A 16,227-nucleotide genomic window follows, 5' to 3' on the forward strand; every position below is an offset into this window, starting at 1 on the left:
ACCGGATCGGGAGTGTAGGGTTACACTTCCATGAACGGCGGCCGGATCGGCCGAGAACCGAGGGAGAGCCTATCATGCGTCTTTCGAGTCTGCTGGGCGCCTGCGCGCTGGTCGCGCTCGGAGCCACGGCGGCACAGGCGGGGCCCACCCTGGATGCGGTGAAGCAGAAGGGGTTCGTACAGTGCGGCACCAACGTGTCGGGCCTGCCGGGTTTCGCCTCGGTGAATAACGAGAACCAGTGGTCCGGCCTCGACATCGATCTGTGCAAGGCCGTGGCCGTGGCCCTGTTCAACGATCCCAATGCCGTGAAGTACACGCCGCTGAACGCCAAGGAGCGGTTCACCGCGCTGCAGTCCGGGCAGATCGACATCCTGTCGCGCAACACGACCAACACGCTGTCGCGTGACACGGCACTCGGCCTCGACTTCCCGGTGATCAACTATTACGACGGCCAGGGCTTCATGGCCAAGAAGGCGCTGGGCGTTCAGTCGGCGCTGGAGCTGGATGGCGCCTCGGTCTGCGTCCAGGCCGGCACCACGACCGAATTGAACCTCGCCGACTTCTTCCGCGCCAACAACATGAACTACCAGGGCGTGGTGTTCGAGAACAACGACGAGGTCCTGGCCGCTTACGATTCCGGCCGCTGCGACGTGCTGACCACGGACGCCTCGGGCCTCTACTCGACCCGCACCAAGCTGCAGAACCCGGACGACCACATGGTTCTGCCCGAAATCATCAGCAAGGAACCGCTGGGTCCGGCCGTGCGCCATGGCGACAACGAGTGGGCCGACATCGTCCGCTGGTCGTTCTACGCCATGGTGCAGGCCGAGGAGTTCGGGATCACCAGCGAGAATGTCGAGCAGATCGCGGAGGAGACCCAGAACCCCGACATCCAGCGCTTCCTCGGCAAGCTCGACGAGCTCGGCGCGGGCGTAGGCCTGCCCAACGATTTCGCCGTGCAGATCGTCAAGCAGATCGGCAATTACGGCGAGAGCTTCGAGCGCAATGTCGGCATGGGCTCCACGCTCAAGATCGAGCGCGGCCTGAACGCGCTGTGGACCGATGGCGGGCTGCAGTACGCCATGCCGTTCCGCTGACCGATCCGGCGAGGGCTGCCGCATGCAGCCCTCGCTGTCTTCGCGCTGTGCCCGCTGACCGCAGGGCTCAGCGAGCTACCAGGAGCGATCATGGCGCAGTCAGCACCAAGGCCGCCGGCCCGGCCACCGTTCTGGAACGACCCGCTCGTCCGCTCGATCATCTATCAGGTGCTGGCCATCGGATTGGTCTGCGCGGTCGGCTGGTACTTGATCCACAACACGATCACCAATCTCCAGCGCCTGGGCGTCTCCACCGGCTTCGGCTTCCTCGACCGGCCGTCCGGCTTCGACATCTCGCAGGTCCTGATCGACTACAACTCCACCTACAGTTTCGGCCGGGCCTTCCTGGTGGGCCTCTTGAACACGGCACTGGTGGCGGTCTGCGGCATCGTGCTGGCCACGATCATCGGCTTCCTGGTCGGGATCGGCCGGCTGTCGCGCAACTGGCTGATCGCGCGCCTGTGCACCACCTATGTCGAGATCCTGCGCAACATCCCGATCCTCCTGCAGCTCATCTTCGTCTACACGCTGCTGGTCTCGGTGCTGCCGGCCCCGCGGGAAAGCCTGGCCATCGGCGAGACCGTGTTCCTGAACACGAGCGGCCTGTTCGTGCCACGGGTGATCCCGCTGGCCGGGGCAGGGCTGTTCTTCCTGTCGATCCCGATCGCCGTGGTCCTGGCCTGGCTGTTCGCGCGCTGGGCGCGCATCCGGCGCGAGCTCACCGGGCAGAGCCTGCCGCGCAACTGGATCACGCTCCTGATCCTGGTCGGCCTGCCGCTCCTGACCTTCCTCGCGACCGGCCGGCCGGTGGAACTGGAATATACCACGATCGGCCGCTTCCGGCCGCAGGGCGGATTCGCTCTGCAGCCGGAGTTCGTGGCGCTGGTGGTGGGCCTGTCGATCTATACGGCCTCCTACATCGCCGAGATCGTCCGCTCGGGCATCCTGGCGATCGGCAAGGGCCAGATCGAGGCGGCGAGTGCGCTCGGCCTGGAGCGCAGCCAGATCCTGCGTCTGGTGGTGGTGCCTCAGGCGCTCAGGGTCATCGTGCCGCCGCTCACCAGCCAGTACCTGAACCTCACCAAGAACAGCTCGCTGGGCGTGGCGGTGGGCTATCCCGACCTGTTCAGCGTGGCCGGCACCATCAACAACCAGACCGGGCAGGCAGTGGAGGTCATCGCCATCACCATGGCGGTCTACCTCCTGTTCAGCCTGATCACCTCGGCCTTCATGAACTGGTACAACGCGCGCATCGCGCTGGTGGAGCGCTGACGCCATGGCCACGGACATCGCCCCTCACGCCACCGCCGCGGAGCTGCCGCCGCCGCGCACCTCGGTCGGCCCGCTGGCCTGGCTGAAGCAGAACCTGTTCGCCACGCCCAAGGACACGGTGCTCACCATCCTGGTGGTGCTGTTCCTCCTCTGGGTGGTGCCGCCCTTGCTGCGCTGGGCGATCTTCGACGCGACCATCTCCGGCACGACCCGTGACGTCTGCACCTTCGACGGGGCGTGCTGGACGGTCATCAAGATGCGGTTCGGCCAGCTCATCTACGGCCTCTACCCGCCCGAGGCACGCTGGCGGGTCAATCTCATGGCGGTGCTGGTGGTCCTCTCGCTGGTGCCCTTGTTCCTGCCATGGCTGAAGCAGAAGCTGCTCTACGGGGCAGGAGTGCTGATCGTCATGCCGATCGTGGCCAGCCTGATCCTGGAGGGAGGCTGGGGCGGGCTGCAGCAGGTCGAGACCAATCTCTGGGGCGGCCTGTTCCTGACCCTCCTGATCTCGTTCGTCGGCATCGCTGCCAGCCTGCCGATCGGCATCCTGCTGGCGCTCGGCCGGCGCTCCAACATGCCGATCATCAAGGCTTTGTGCGTGACGCTCATCGAGATCGTCCGCGGCGTGCCGCTGATCACCGTGCTGTTCATGGCCTCGGTCATGCTGCCGCTGTTCTTCCCGCCGGGCTGGTCGATCGACAAGCTGACCCGGGCACTGATCGGCGTATCGATCTTCAGCGGCGCCTACATGGCAGAGGTGATCCGCGGCGGCCTGCAGGCGATCCCCAAGGGCCAGTACGAGGCCGCCAACGCGATGGGGCTCAGCTACTGGCAGAGCATGGGGCTGATCATCCTGCCGCAGGCGCTGCGCCTGGTGATCCCGGGCATCGTCAACACCTTCATCGGCCTGTTCAAGGACACCTCGCTGGTGCTGATCATGGGCCTCTACGACCTCCTGGGCATCGCCCGGATGATCGTGGCCAGCCCGGAATGGCTGGGCCGCTCGATCGAGACCTATGTGGCTGCCGGGTTCGGCTTCTGGATCTTTTGCTACGCCATGTCGCGGTACAGCCAGCGCCTGGAGCGCAAGCTGCATACTGGCCACAAGCATTGACGGAGAGGGTGCCCATGAGCAGCGGGGCGATGATCCAGCTGGACCAGGTCAACAAGTGGTACGGCCAGTTCCACGTGCTCCGGAATGTGAACCTGTCCGTCGAGAAGGGGCAGAAGGTCGTGGTCTGCGGGCCGTCGGGTTCCGGCAAGTCGACCATGATCCGCTGCATCAACCGGCTGGAAGAGCACCAGCAGGGCCGCATCGTGGTGAACGGGATCGAGCTGACCTCGGACGTGAAGAACGTCGACGCGATCCGGCGCGAGGTCGGCATGGTGTTCCAGCACTTCAACCTGTTCCCGCATCTGACCGTGCTGGAAAACCTGACGCTGGCGCCGATCTGGGTGCGCAAGACGCCCAAGACCGAGGCCGAGGAAACAGCGCGCCATTATCTGGAGCGGGTGCGGATTCCCGAGCAGGCCGACAAATATCCGGGGCAGCTTTCCGGCGGCCAGCAGCAGCGCGTCGCGATCGCGCGCGCCTTGTGCATGAAGCCGCAGATCATGCTGTTCGACGAGCCGACCTCGGCACTCGATCCGGAAATGGTCAAGGAGGTCCTGGACACCATGGTCTCGCTGGCCAACGAAGGCATGACCATGATCTGCGTGACCCACGAGATGGGCTTTGCCAAGGCGGTGGCCGACTTCGTGGTGTTCATGGACAAGGGCGAGGTCGTCGAGCAGGCAGCGCCAACCGAGTTCTTCGGCAATCCGCGCAGCGACCGGACCAGGCTGTTCCTCAGCCAGATCCTGGCGCACTGACCAGATCCTGGCGCACGGAAAGCTGCGCCATCCCGGCGGCCGGCCGTGCCAGGCCACCCGCCAGGACGGTGCTGGCGATTACATCTCGTCCTTGACGTCGTCGGCGGTGTCCGAGATCGCGTCACCGCCAGCACTGATGTCTTCGCCGGCACCGCTGATGGTGTTGCAGGCGGCAAGGGAGCCGGCGGTGAGAGCGAGCATCATCATGGTGAGCAGGATACGACGGATCGACATGGTGGGGCTCCTTGGGCCTTGGCTGTTCGCCGCGCGGGATGTCCTACGGCGAAACGAGTGTAGGATGAACATCCACCCCGTTGCCGCGTTCCCGATCTGTCATAACGCATCTACCACACCATAGAACGTCGTGCCCGACACACCCATGCCTGCCGTGCTCGTCTACCGCGATCGCCTGCTGGCGCCGCCGGAAGGATTCGTCCCCCGCCAGTACCGGGCGTTCACCGAGCTGCGCCCGGTGTTCCTGGGGTGCCGTCGCGATACGGGGTTCGCGGACCTGCCGCACGAGGCCGCGATCCTGGGCGAACTTGACGGCGTGCGGCCCTGGCAGGTGCCGCTGTTCCGCCAAGCCGGGATCGTCCCGGACCGGCTGCTGCGCTGGGCGCGCGACCATGACGTGCGCATCGTCCATGCCCAGTTCGGCCGCGGCGGTACTTTGGCATTGCCGATCGCGCGGGCGCTGGGCGTGCCGCTGGTGGTGACGTTCCATGGCGGCGACGCCAGCAAGCGCAGCCATTTCCGGCGCTCCTGGCCATTCCGCACCATCTTCCAGCGGCGCTGGCCTGACCTGCAGCGCGAGGCTGCCAAGTTCCTGTGCGTGTCGGATTTCGTGCGCCGCCTCCTGCTGGAGCGCGGCGTGCGCGAGGATCTGCTGAGCGTCCATCATCTAGGCGTGGAGATGCCGTCCATGCCGCCCGCCACCCGGGAGCGCGGCAACCGGCTGCTCTGCGTCGGCCGCCTGGTGCCCAAGAAGGGTTTTGGCGACGCCATCGCCGCCCTGGCCGCAGCGCGTGCCCGGGGTCACGCGCTGGAACTCGACGTGATCGGGGACGGCCCCTTGCGCCAGGAACTCACCGCCGCAGCAGCCGGCCAGCCGGTGCGCTTCCTGGGCTGGCAGCAGCCCGACCAGGTGGCGGCCGCGATGGCCGACGCCCTGGCCCTGCTGGTGCCGAGCCGCGTCGCCGCCAGCGGTGATGCCGAAGGCCTGCCGACCGTGGTGCTGGAGGCGCAGGCGCGCGGCCTGCCGCTGATCGCCACCCGCCATGCCGGGATCCCGGAAGCCGTGCATCACGATACAACCGGCCTGCTCGTGGCCGAGGGCGACGTCGCCGCTCTGGCGGATGCGATCGTCCGGCTCGCCGGCGACGCGCAGCTCTGGCGGCGCCTGCGCGACCAGGCGCTGCACTCGGTGCGCGCGGAGTTCGACGCGGTGCGCCAGTCCCAGCGCCTGGAGCGCCGCCTCCTGGCACTGCTCTAGCGCCCCCCGGCTTGCACCTCCGGACGATCGACCCGACATTCTACCTGGATAGGCAGCAGAACCGAGGAGGAAGCATGGACGGGCTGGTCGCCGTCGAACTGGACGGGCGCGCAGTGCTGCGCATCGGCGGACCGGACCGGACCGGCTTCCTGCAGAACCTGGTCAGCGCCGATGTGGGCCGGGTTGCGGGCGGCCATGCGGTGTGGAGCGCCCTGCTCACCCCCCAGGGCAAGTACCTCGCCGACTTCTTCCTCTACCCGTTCGAGGACAGCTTCCTGCTCGACACGGAGGCCGAGCTCGCGCCCGACCTCCTGCGGCGCCTCACCCTCTACCGGCTGCGCGCCAAGGTCACCATCGAGCAGCCGGACCCGGCACTGCGCGTGTTCGCGCTGCTGGGCGATGGTGCGGCGGCCGCTGTCGACCTTCCTTCGGAGCCGGGTGCCTGCCGCTCCAAGGCGAGAGGCGTCACCGCCGTGGACCCGCGGCTCGTGGAACTCGGCGTGCGGATGGTGAGCGACCGGATGCCGGAGCTGCCTGGGATCCGGCCCGGCAGCTTCGCGGACTGGGATCGTGCGCGGCTGCTCGCCGGCGTGCCAGACGGGACGCGCGACCTGGTGGTCGAGAAGACCACGCTGCTGGAAGCCGGCTTCGACGAGCTGGGCGGCGTGGATTTCGCCAAGGGCTGCTATGTCGGCCAGGAACTCACCGCGCGCATGAAATATCGCGGCCTGCTGAAGAAGCGGCTCCTGCCGGTACTGATCGACGGCGAAGCCCCTGCCCCAGGCACGCCGCTGCTGGGCCCGGACGGCCGCGAGGCCGGCGAGATGCGCTCGGCCTGCGGCGAACTGGGCTTGGCGCTGGTGCGGCTGGAGGCGGCCGGTCAGGAGCTGAGCAGCGATGCCAGCCGGCTCCAGGTACGCCGGCCGGCCTGGCTGCCGCCTAGCTAGTTCGACCGGGCGCGGATCGCCGCCTGGGCCGCCGCCAGCCGGGCGATCGGCACGCGGTAGGGCGAGCAGGACACATAGTCCAGGCCGACCTCGTGGCAGAAGGCGACCGAGGCGGGATCGCCGCCATGCTCGCCGCAGATGCCGAGCTTGAGGTCCGGCCGCCTGGCCCGGCCGCGCTCCTTGGCGATCCGGATCAGCTCGCCCACGCCGTCCTGGTCCAGGGTCTGGAACGGATCGGCCTGGAAGATGCCTTCCTGGAGGTAGCGCTCCATGAACTTGCCGCTGTCGTCGCGCGACAGGCCCAGCGCCATCTGGGTCAGGTCGTTGGTGCCGAAGCTGAAGAAGGCGGCGTGCTCGGCGATGGCGGCAGCCTGCAGTGCGGCGCGCGGCAGCTCGATCATCGTGCCGATCAGATAGGTCAGCTCGCGGCCGCTCTCGCCGATCACCTGCCGCGCCGTCGCCTCGACCCGGCCCTTGATCAGCTCCAGCTCGCGCGCCATGCCGATCAGCGGGATCATCACCTCCGGGATGACGGTCTCGCCGGTCTTGCCCCAGACCTCGACCGCCGCCTCGAAGATGGCGCGCGCCTGCATCTCGTAGATCTCGGGGAACAGCACGCCCAACCGGCAGCCACGCAGGCCCAGCATCGGATTGGCTTCGGTGAGCTCGGCCAAGCGCCGCTTGACCACCTTGGGCTCGACACCGGCGGCCGCGGCGACCTCGGTGATCTCGTGCGGCTCGTGCGGCAGGAACTCGTGCAGCGGCGGGTCGAGCAGCCGGATGGTGACCGGCAGGCCCTGCATGATGGTGAACAGCTCGACGAAGTCGCGGCGCTGCATCGGCAGGATCTTGGACAGGGCACGGGTGCGCCCTGCCCCGTCCTCGGCCAGGATCATCTCGCGCATCGCCAGGATGCGCTCGTCCTGGAAGAACATGTGCTCGGTGCGGCAAAGCCCGATGCCCTCCGCGCCGAACCGCCTGGCCGCGCGCGCATCCAGCGGCGTCTCGGCATTGGTGCGGACCTTGAGAGTGCGCGCGCGGTCGGCCCACTCCATCAGCGTGGCGAACTCGCCAGAAAGCTGCGGCTCCACGGTCGGCACCTTGCCCAGCATCACCGTACCGGTGCCGCCGTCCACCGTGATCAGGTCGCCCTCGGCCACCTTGGTGCCGCGCACGTAGAAGCAGCGGTTCTCGTAGTCGATCAGCAGGTCGCCCGCCCCGCACACGCAGGCCTTGCCCATGCCGCGTGCCACCACCGCCGCGTGGCTGGTCATGCCGCCCCGGCTGGTGAGGATGCCTTCGGCCGCATGCATGCCGTGGATGTCGTCCGGCGAGGTCTCGATCCGGACCAAGATGACCTTCTCGCTGGCCGCGGCCCGGCGCTCGGCCACGTCGGCCGAGAACACGACCTTGCCGGAAACGGCACCCGGCGAGGCCGGCAGGCCCTTGGTCAGAATGGTCTTCTCGGCCTTGGGGTCGAGGGTCGGGTGGAGGAGCTGGTCGAGCGAGGCCGGGTCCACCCGGAGCACCGCCTCCTCCTCGGTGAGGATGCCGGCCTGTGCCATCTCCACCGCGATCTTGAGCGCTGCCTGGGCGGTGCGCTTGCCGGTGCGGGTCTGCAGGACGAACAGCTTGCCCTTCTCGATGGTGAACTCGATGTCCTGCATCTCGCGATAGTGCCCTTCCAGCTTCTGGAAGAGCGCCGTGAGCTCGGCGTAGGACTGGGGCAGCACCTCCTCCATGGGCGGCAGCTCGTTGCCGTCCTGCTCGCCCATCTTGCGGGTGAGCGGCTGCGGCGTGCGGATGCCGGCCACCACGTCCTCGCCCTGGGCGTTGACCAGGAACTCGCCGTAATAGGCGTTCTCGCCGGTGGACGGGTTGCGGGTGAAGGCCACGCCGGTGGCGCAGTCATTGCCCATGTTGCCGAACACCATGGCCTGCACGGTGACAGCCGTGCCCATGGCGGCGGAGATGTCATGCAGGCGCCGGTAGGTGACGGCGCGCGGTGTCATCCAGGAGCCGAACACCGCACCGATCGCCGCCCAGAGCTGGTCCTTCGGCTCCTCGGGAAACGGCCGGCCGGTCTCCTTGCGGACGATCGCCTGGTACTGGCGGACCAGCTCCTCCAGGTCCTTGGCGGAGAGATCGGTGTCGAACCTGGCACTGCGGTCGCGCTTGAGGTCTTCCAGCGCCTCCTCGAACAGATAGTGGTCGACGCCCAGCACCACGTCACCGAACATCTGGATGAAGCGGCGGTAGCTGTCGAAGGCGAAGCGGCGGTCGCCGCTGCCCTTGGCCAGGCCCTCCACGGTCCGGTCGTTCAGGCCCAGGTTCAGGACGGTGTCCATCATGCCCGGCATGGAGACCGGCGCGCCGGAGCGCACCGAGACCAGCAACGGCTGCTCGGGATCACCGAAGCCGCGGCCCAGCATCTGCTCGACCCTGCCCAGCGCCGCCGCGACCTGGTCGGCCAGCTCGGCCGGGTAATTCTTCCCGTTGGCGTAGTAGTGCGCGCAGACCTCGGTGGTGATGGTGAAGCCCGGCGGCACCGGCAGGCCCAGCTTGGCCATCTCAGCGAGGTTGGCACCCTTGCCGCCCAAGAGCTGCTTCATGCCCGCAGCACCTTCGGCCGAGCCGCCGCCAAAGCCGTAGACCCATTGCGCCATGCTCAACCTCGTCCCCTTGCTGCCTTGGAGCCGTCCGCCTCAGGCCCGGGCGGCTGCGCCCGGGCTGTCCTCGACCGCGCCGAAATCCGCTACCGCACCTAGTGCAGCCTGAATGGTGGACAACAGGAACAGTCGATTTCGCCGCAGGGCGGCATCATCCACGTTCACCAGCACCTTGTCGAAGAACTGGTCCAGCACGGGACGCAGGGCCGCGAGCGCCGCCATGGCGCGGCCGTAATCCTCGACCGCGAGCGCCGAATCGATCTCCTTGCCGGCGGCATCCAGCCCTGCCGCCAGTGTTCGCTCCGCCGGATCGACCAGCAGATCCGCCGCCGGGCGGCCGACATAGCTGGCCTTGTCCTTCTTCTCCTCGATCCGCACGATATTGGTGGCACGGCGCCAGGCAGCCAGGAGGTTGGCGCCGTCTTCGGTGGCGAGAAAGCTTTGCAGGGCAGCCACCCTCGCCAGGATCCGCACCAGATCGTCGTCACCGCCCTGGGCCACCACCGCCAGGATCAGGTCGTGCCGGACGCCCTGAGCCCGCTGCTGGACCTGGAGGCGGTCGATGAAGAAGCCCAGCAGCTCCTGGCCGAGTGCCGCCGCGTCGACGCCCGAGAAGCGCTCGCCATAGAGCCGGTGCGCCTGGGCGAACAGCTCGAGCAGCGGCAGGCGCAGCCGGTTCTCGACGATCAGCCGGATCACGCCCAGTGCCGCACGGCGCAGCGCGAACGGGTCCTTGGAACCGGTCGGCCGGATGCCGGCGGCGAAGAAGCCGGTCAGCGTGTCGATCTTGTCGGCCAATGCCAGCGCGACCGAAACCGGGGCAGCCGGGCAGAGGTCGTCCGGCCCCTTCGGCGCATAATGTTCCGCCACGGCCTGGGCCACCGCGTCCGGCTCGCCCTGATGGCGGGCATAGTAGCCGCCCATCACCCCCTGCAGCTCCGGAAACTCGCCGACCATCCCGGTCACGAGATCGCACTTGGCCAGCAGGGCCGCCCGCTCCGCCGCCAGCCGGTCCCCTTGCGGGATCAGGCCGGCGATGAACCCGGCCAGCGCCACCAGGCGCTGGACCTTGGCTTCGAGCGTGCCGAGCTCCGCATGGAACACCATGCGGCCGAGCTGCGGCAGGCGTGCCTCGAGTGGCTGCTCGCGGTCCTTGGCCCAGAAGAACTTGGCGTCCCACAGCCGCGCGCGCAGCACGCGCTCGTTGCCGGCGATCACCGCGGCACCGCCGTCCAGCGTCTCGCGGTTGGCGACGAACACGAACCGGTCGCCCAGCGAACCGTCGGCCTTGCGGGTGGCCAGATATTTCTGATGCTCGCGCATGGAGGTCACCAGCACCTCGGCCGGCAGCTCCATGAAGCTCGCCTCGATCCGGCCGATCAGCGGCACCGGCCACTCCGCCAGCCCCTTGAGCTCCTCGACGAGCCCGGGATCCTGCTCCAGCACGAGGCCGGCGCTCTCGGCGAGCTCGGCAGCCTTGGTGAGGATCAGCTCGCGGCGCCGGTCCTGGTCCAGCATGACCTTGGCCGCCTCCAGCTTCGCCGCATAGTCGGCAAAGCCCGTGACCTCGATGGGGCCGGGCGCCATGAAGCGGTGGCCGAAGCTCGTCCGCCCGGCGACGAGACCGGCGAACTCGACCGGCACCACCTCGCCGTCCAGGACGCACAGGATCGACTGGAGCGGGCGGACCCAGCGCGCCTCGCCGCTGCCCCAGCGCATGGATTTGGGCCAGGGAAACTGCGCCAGCACCCGTTCGACCAGCGTCCTGACGACTTCCCCGGCGGGCAGGCCGGGCTGATCGGAGAGGGCATAGAGCACCACGCCCTTCTTGCCCTCGTCGCGCTCCTCCAGCCGGTAGTCCTGGCCGGCCAGGCTGGCGAAGAAGCCGTCCTTGGCACGCTGGGGCGCGTCCACTCTGGGCCCGCGCTTCTCGACCACCCGGTCCGCCTGGCGGGCCGGCAGCCCGTCCGCCACCAGCACCAGGCGGCGCGGCGTGGCGAAGCTGCGGACGCCGGCAGGGCTGAGCCCGGCCTCGGCCAGTCCTGCCCCGATCAGGCGCGCCAGGTCGGCACGCGCCTGGTCCTGCATTCGCGCCGGGATCTCCTCGGAGAACAGTTCCAGCAGCAGCTCAGCCACGGGCCGCCTCCCCAACCTGGGTGGCTAGCCATGCCTCGGCGCAGCCCTTGGCCAGTGCGCGGACCCGGCCGATATAGGCCTGCCGCTCGGTCACCGAGATAACACCGCGCGCGTCCAGGAGGTTGAACAGGTGGCTGGCCTTCAGGCACTGGTCGTAGGCCGGCAGCGGCAGGTTGCGCTGGAGGATGCTCTGGCAGTGCCGCTCCGCATCGTCGAAGTGGCGGAACAGGATCTCGGTGTCCGCGTACTCGAAGTTGAAGGCCGAATATTCGCGCTCGGCTTGGTGGAAGACCTGGCCGTAGGTGAAGCCCTTGCCGTTGAAGTCCAGGTCGTAGACGTTCTCCACGCCCTGGATGTACATGGCCAGCCGCTCCAGCCCGTAGGTCAGCTCGCCGGACACCGGCCGGCAGTCGATGCCGCCCACCTGCTGGAAATAGGTGAACTGGCTGACCTCCATCCCGTCGCACCAGACCTCCCAGCCCAGGCCCCAGGCGCCGAGCGTCGGGCTCTCCCAGTCGTCCTCGACGAAGCGCAGGTCGTGCATCTCCGGATCGACGCCCAGCGCGTAGAGCGACTTCAGGTAGAGGTCCTGCAGGTCCGGCGGCGACGGCTTCAGGATCACCTGGAACTGGTAGTAGTGCTGCAGCCGGTTCGGGTTCTCGCCATAGCGGCCGTCGGTCGGGCGGCGGGACGGCTGCACATAGGCGGCGTTCCAGCTCTGCGGCCCGAGTGCCCGCAGCGTGGTCGCGGGATGGAAGGTGCCGGCACCCACTTCCATGTCGTAGGGCTGCAGGATGACGCAACCCTGGTCGGCCCAGAAGCGCTGCAGGGTGAGGATGAGGTCCTGGAAGCCCGGTCGGCCCTGGTCGCGCAAAATGGTCTCCGTGGGTGCCCATGAATCGAGGTGGCGCGGACCTTAGTGGCGCCGCCAGAGGCGGGCAAGGCGGCGCGCCGGGGGTGCTAGCGCCGGTCGCAGTCGCACCATTTGTCCTTGGGCAGGAAGGTGCCGCAGCGCGGGCAGGCGCTGAGCTCCACCGTCCTGGGATTGCCACGCGGCATGGCCTGGCTCCTGGCCCGCTCCTTGGCCCGCGAGCGCATCATGATCACGATCACGCCGATCACCAGGACCAGCAGCAGGAGCTTGCCGATGGAAAGCGTACCGATCATCGCCCCGCTCTTATAGCCCGTACCGCGCGAACGCCAGCCGCTCCTCGGCCAGCTCCAGCAGCTCGCCGCCGAGCGCCGCCATGCCGAGCCGCCGCTGCAGCCAGGAACGGCGCCGACCATAGGCCCGCAGGCGCAATTCGTCGCCAAAGCGCGCCCGCAGCACGGCTTCCGGTGTGCCCAGCGCGTCCACCAGGCCTAAGTCCTGGGCCCGCTCGCCCGACCAGACCCTGCCGCTGAAGATCTCGGCATCGTCGCCGGTGAGCCTGATCCCTCGCCTTGCCCGGACATGCTCGATGAAGGCGTGGTGGATGTCGGCCTGGATCTCGTCCAGCAGCTCCAGGTCCTGCGGCGATTGCGGCCGGAACGGGTCGAGCAGCGCCTTGCGCTCGCCACGCGCCCGGATGCGCCGCTCGATCCCGAGCTTGGCGATCGCCTCGGTGAAGCCGAACCCGGCCGAGATCACTCCAATCGAGCCGACCAGCGAGCAGCGGTGCGCGAACATCTCGTCGCCGGCGCAGAGCAGCCAGTAGCCGCCGGACGCGGCCACGTCCTCGGCGAACGTCAGCACCCGCTTCTTCTTCCGCTCGGCCAGGAGCCGGATCTTCTCGCTGATGAGGGCGGACTGGACCGGCGAGCCGCCCGGGCTGTTCACCACGATCGCGACGGTGTCGGTGCTCTTGTGGGCGAAGGCCTGGCTCAGCATGGCCTCCACGGCGGCGAGCGTCAGCCCGTTGCGGCCCGGCATGCTGCCGATCACGCCGGACAGGCGGACCACCGGCACCACCGGCCCGCGCTTGAGCGGCCAGAACCGTTGCAATTTCATCGAGCGCTTCCACCTTCACGATCGCCTGCGGCCCAATCGATCGCACCCCCGTCCTCCAGGATGTGCCGGGCCGCCTGGGTCCATCCGCCATCCTGCCCATGCAGGACGAGGCCGGGCAAGAGCATGTCCGGGCTGCGGTCCCCCTTGCGCGCCCGGATCAGTGCCCGGGAGGCCGGGCGGTCCGCGTAAGGGTGGACCGGGAGGATCCGGATGGCACCTGCCTTGCCGATGAGGCTCCCGAGTGTCGGCGCCAGCCGGTCGGCGCGCAGGATCACCACGATCTCGCCGCGCGAACGGCAAAGGCGCAGGCAGTGGCCGAGCCAGTCGGCCAACGACATGCCGCCGAAATGGGCGAGATCCCGGGCGGGTTCGGCCGCCCGGGAGGAGGCGGGATGGTGGAAGGGCGGATTGCTCAGCACCAGGTCGAAGCCCCCGTCGCGCAAGCCCGCCAGGTCCGCCTCTATCGTCCTGAAGGAATTCTGCCGGCCGTTGAGCGCCGCATTGGCCGAGGCGGCGGCAAGCGCCGTCCCGTTCACGTCCAGGGCGGTCACCTGGACGTCGGGGGCACGAGCCAGCAGGCACAGGCCCACCACCCCGGTGCCGCTGCCGGCATCGAGCACCCGCTGCGGGCCCGGCACCGGTGCGGCCGCAGCGAGCAGGACACCGTCAATGGCCGGCCGCGCCAGCCCGGCCTGGTCGATCATGGTGACCCGGCCCTGCAGGAGCCCGAACCTGCCGCTCATCGCGGCCTTGCGGTGCAGGGGGCGGCAAAGCGCCGGCGGCACCCTGCCCTCATGCGCCGGTCGGTTTGCCACCGCTCGGCAGCCCATGGTAGCAACGCCGCGCCGCATCCGGCGCTGCACATCATCAGGCGGGCCATAAGCCGAGGACGACGGAGTTGAGTTTGGCGCCTCTTTCCGATGACACGACTCCGACACTGGCAAAGGCTGGCCTGGATGGCCCGCTGGCCCTGGTGGCTCCCGAGATGCAGAAGGTCAACAGCCTGATTCTCGACCGCCTGCAAAGCGAGGTGTCGCTGATCCCGGAACTGGCGCGCCACCTGATCGCGGCGGGCGGCAAGCGGATCCGCCCGGTCCTGACCCTGCTCGCCGCCAAGCTGTGCGGCTACCAGGGCGAGCGGCATGTGGCGCTGGCGGCCTGCGTGGAGTTCATCCACACCGCCACCCTCCTGCACGACGACGTGGTCGACGAGAGCGATCTCCGGCGCGGCCGCAGCACCGCCAACGCGGTCTGGGGCAACAAGGCGCCGGTGCTGGTCGGCGACTTCCTGTTCAGCCGCGCGTTCATGATGATGGTGGACGATGGCTCGTTGCGGGTGCTGCAGATCCTCTCACGGGCCTCGGCGGTGATCGCCGAGGGCGAGGTCGAGCAGCTCGTCACCGCCAACGATACCTCCTCCACCGAAGCCGCCTACCTGCACATGATCGCCTCCAAGACCGCGGCCCTGTTCGAGGCGGCGGCCCAGGTGGGTGCCGTGGTGGCGGAACGCCCCGCTGCCGACGAAGAGGCGCTGGCCACCTATGGCCGCTCGGTCGGCGTCGCCTTCCAGCTCATCGACGACGCGCTCGACTACGGTGCCGGCAAGAACCTCGGCAAGACGGTGGGCGACGACTTCCGGGAGGGCAAGATCACCCTGCCGATCCTGCTCGCCATCGCGCGCGGCAACAGCGAGGAGCGCGCCTTCTGGAAGCGCTGCATGGAGACGATGGAGCAGGAGGAGCAGGACCTCGAGCGCGCGATCGGCATCCTGCACCGGCACGACGCCATCGACGACACGATCCGGCGCGCCGAGAGCTACTGCGCCGAGGCCAAGGGGGCACTGGCCGGCTTTCCTGACAGCCCGGCCCGGCAGGCACTGCTCGATCTGGCCGACTTCGCAGTCCATCGGGCGTTCTGACCAGGAACCCACTTGCGCGGGAGCGTCCTGGCGGCTATCTCCCGCGCACCGCAGGACGGGGCGTAGCTCAGCTTGGTAGAGCGCTTGCTTCGGGAGCAAGAGGCCGGAGGTTCAAATCCTCTCGCCCCGACCATCAACGGACCGGATCCCTCCGATCATCCCATGAGCTGGCTAGACGGCGGGCCGGATGTCGGTGTGGGCGAAGTCGTTGCCCTTGTCGAGCAGCGGCAGGTCGCTGGCCTTCGCCAGGGCATAGGCGAACAGGTCGCCATAGTTCAGGAACGATCCTTCAGCGCCGCGGCCTTTGCCGAAGCGGCAAGAGCCTTCGATCGCGCAGGCCAGCTGGGCTTCGTCGCCCGGAACGAGCTGGATCTCGTAGGCGTCGAGCAACCGCTCGATCCGATTTTTGGCTTCGGTGCCGACCCTTCCGCCCAACACCAAAGACAGCTCGACCCGGTTGCCGAAGGTCAGCAAGGCCCTGCCGTTCTCCAGCACGTTCTGAAGGCGTTCGTTGTCCGGTTCTCGCAGCAAGATCGCGATCAGCGCCGACGTGTCGACAACCACCGTCAACGCGGCAAGCCGAACTCGTCGTAGCCGATGATCTCCTCGGGGCTCCGGTCATCATAGACCGGTAGGCGAGCGACTTCTTCCTGAAGCGCCCTGATCCGCCGCCGCTTCTCCTGGACTGCCCGCTCGTGCGCGAGCCGTGCACGCAGGGCCCGCTCCACCGCCTCCTTCACCGACACATGCTCCACCTCGGCCAGCTCCTGGGCCAGGCGGTCGATGTCGGGATCGTCGATGACGAGCGCCATGGGTCGGATCTCCATGGAGGAT

The 16,227-nt window shown here is 68.5% G+C and carries 16 protein-coding genes and 1 tRNA gene; 8 read left to right on the forward strand and 9 right to left on the reverse strand.

All coding sequences use genetic code 11. The features are described from left to right. Positions 1 to 74: 74 nt before the first annotated feature. The 4 genes from HLA95_RS02140 to HLA95_RS02155 all read left to right on the forward strand — a co-directional run bounded on the left by HLA95_RS02140 (position 75) and on the right by HLA95_RS02155 (position 4,241). Complete coding sequence (locus tag HLA95_RS02140) at positions 75 to 1,097, forward strand: amino acid ABC transporter substrate-binding protein (protein ID WP_191058919.1); 1,023 nt, start codon at positions 75 to 77, stop codon at positions 1,095 to 1,097. Between the two features lie 90 nt (positions 1,098 to 1,187). Then, positions 1,188 to 2,369: an amino acid ABC transporter permease gene (locus HLA95_RS02145; protein WP_191058918.1), complete on the forward strand. Its 1,182-nt coding sequence runs from the start codon at positions 1,188 to 1,190 to the stop codon at positions 2,367 to 2,369. Positions 2,370 to 2,385: 16 nt separating this feature from the next. Continuing rightward, a complete protein-coding gene (locus HLA95_RS02150; protein ID WP_370467470.1) occupies positions 2,386 to 3,483 on the forward strand; it encodes an amino acid ABC transporter permease in 1,098 nt (365 codons plus the stop codon). A gap of 14 nt (positions 3,484 to 3,497) precedes the next feature. Next, a complete protein-coding gene (locus HLA95_RS02155) occupies positions 3,498 to 4,241 on the forward strand; it encodes an amino acid ABC transporter ATP-binding protein (protein WP_306422226.1) in 744 nt (247 codons plus the stop codon). A gap of 78 nt (positions 4,242 to 4,319) precedes the next feature. Here the strand turns inward: HLA95_RS02155 and HLA95_RS02160 are convergent, their stop codons facing one another. Continuing rightward, the gene (locus tag HLA95_RS02160; RefSeq protein WP_191058916.1) at positions 4,320 to 4,475 is read right to left on the reverse strand and encodes an entericidin A/B family lipoprotein; all 156 of its coding nucleotides are present in this window, start codon (positions 4,473 to 4,475) and stop codon (positions 4,320 to 4,322) included. Between the two features lie 145 nt (positions 4,476 to 4,620). Between HLA95_RS02160 and HLA95_RS02165 the strand changes: the two genes are divergently transcribed. Beyond that, entirely contained in the window at positions 4,621 to 5,733 is a 1,113-nt protein-coding gene (locus HLA95_RS02165; RefSeq protein ID WP_222182240.1) for a glycosyltransferase, read from the forward strand. 74 nt (positions 5,734 to 5,807) lie between these two features. Continuing rightward, on the forward strand, positions 5,808 to 6,680 hold the full coding sequence (gene ygfZ, locus HLA95_RS02170; protein ID WP_222182242.1) for a CAF17-like 4Fe-4S cluster assembly/insertion protein YgfZ: 873 nt from the start codon (positions 5,808 to 5,810) through the stop codon (positions 6,678 to 6,680). Here ygfZ and ppdK read toward each other — a convergent pair. The 6 genes from ppdK to HLA95_RS02200 form a co-directional block, all read right to left on the reverse strand. After that, positions 6,677 to 9,346 carry a pyruvate, phosphate dikinase gene (gene ppdK / locus HLA95_RS02175; RefSeq protein WP_191060848.1) on the reverse strand — a complete coding sequence of 890 codons (2,670 nt, stop codon included), beginning with the start codon at positions 9,344 to 9,346 and terminating at the stop codon, positions 6,677 to 6,679. The genes ygfZ and ppdK overlap by 4 nt on opposite strands. Positions 9,347 to 9,385: 39 nt before the next feature. Further along, positions 9,386 to 11,485 carry a glycine--tRNA ligase subunit beta gene (gene glyS, locus HLA95_RS02180; protein ID WP_222182244.1) on the reverse strand — a complete coding sequence of 700 codons (2,100 nt, stop codon included), beginning with the start codon at positions 11,483 to 11,485 and terminating at the stop codon, positions 9,386 to 9,388. Continuing rightward, complete coding sequence (locus tag HLA95_RS02185; protein WP_191059451.1) at positions 11,478 to 12,359, reverse strand: glycine--tRNA ligase subunit alpha; 882 nt, start codon at positions 12,357 to 12,359, stop codon at positions 11,478 to 11,480. Before HLA95_RS02185 ends, glyS begins: the two co-directional genes overlap by 8 nt. Before the next feature lie 86 nt (positions 12,360 to 12,445). Further along, the gene (locus HLA95_RS02190) at positions 12,446 to 12,652 is read right to left on the reverse strand and encodes a hypothetical protein (RefSeq protein WP_191059450.1); all 207 of its coding nucleotides are present in this window, start codon (positions 12,650 to 12,652) and stop codon (positions 12,446 to 12,448) included. 10 nt (positions 12,653 to 12,662) lie between these two features. Beyond that, the gene (locus HLA95_RS02195) at positions 12,663 to 13,475 is read right to left on the reverse strand and encodes a S49 family peptidase (protein ID WP_191059449.1); all 813 of its coding nucleotides are present in this window, start codon (positions 13,473 to 13,475) and stop codon (positions 12,663 to 12,665) included. After that, complete coding sequence (locus tag HLA95_RS02200; RefSeq protein ID WP_191059448.1) at positions 13,472 to 14,218, reverse strand: tRNA1(Val) (adenine(37)-N6)-methyltransferase; 747 nt, start codon at positions 14,216 to 14,218, stop codon at positions 13,472 to 13,474. The genes HLA95_RS02195 and HLA95_RS02200 overlap by 4 nt, the downstream gene beginning before the upstream one ends. Positions 14,219 to 14,460: 242 nt before the next feature. On the opposite strand from HLA95_RS02200, the gene HLA95_RS02205 reads away from it, so the two are divergent. Both HLA95_RS02205 and HLA95_RS02210 read left to right on the forward strand, forming a co-directional pair. After that, entirely contained in the window at positions 14,461 to 15,393 is a 933-nt protein-coding gene (locus tag HLA95_RS02205; RefSeq protein WP_191059447.1) for a polyprenyl synthetase family protein, read from the forward strand. 56 nt (positions 15,394 to 15,449) lie between these two features. Continuing rightward, a tRNA-Pro gene (locus HLA95_RS02210) sits at positions 15,450 to 15,526 on the forward strand. A 38-nt stretch (positions 15,527 to 15,564) separates the two neighbouring features. On the opposite strand, the gene HLA95_RS02215 is transcribed toward HLA95_RS02210, so the two are convergent. Both HLA95_RS02215 and HLA95_RS02220 read right to left on the reverse strand, forming a co-directional pair. Beyond that, the gene (locus HLA95_RS02215) at positions 15,565 to 15,957 is read right to left on the reverse strand and encodes a type II toxin-antitoxin system VapC family toxin (protein ID WP_223861489.1); all 393 of its coding nucleotides are present in this window, start codon (positions 15,955 to 15,957) and stop codon (positions 15,565 to 15,567) included. A gap of 2 nt (positions 15,958 to 15,959) precedes the next feature. Beyond that, complete coding sequence (locus HLA95_RS02220) at positions 15,960 to 16,205, reverse strand: type II toxin-antitoxin system VapB family antitoxin (protein WP_191059445.1); 246 nt, start codon at positions 16,203 to 16,205, stop codon at positions 15,960 to 15,962. Positions 16,206 to 16,227: the final 22 nt, after the last annotated feature.

Origin of the sequence: Geminicoccus harenae (genome assembly GCF_019800005.1) — a bacterium.
Classification (GTDB): Bacteria; Pseudomonadota; Alphaproteobacteria; order Geminicoccales; family Geminicoccaceae; genus Geminicoccus; species Geminicoccus harenae.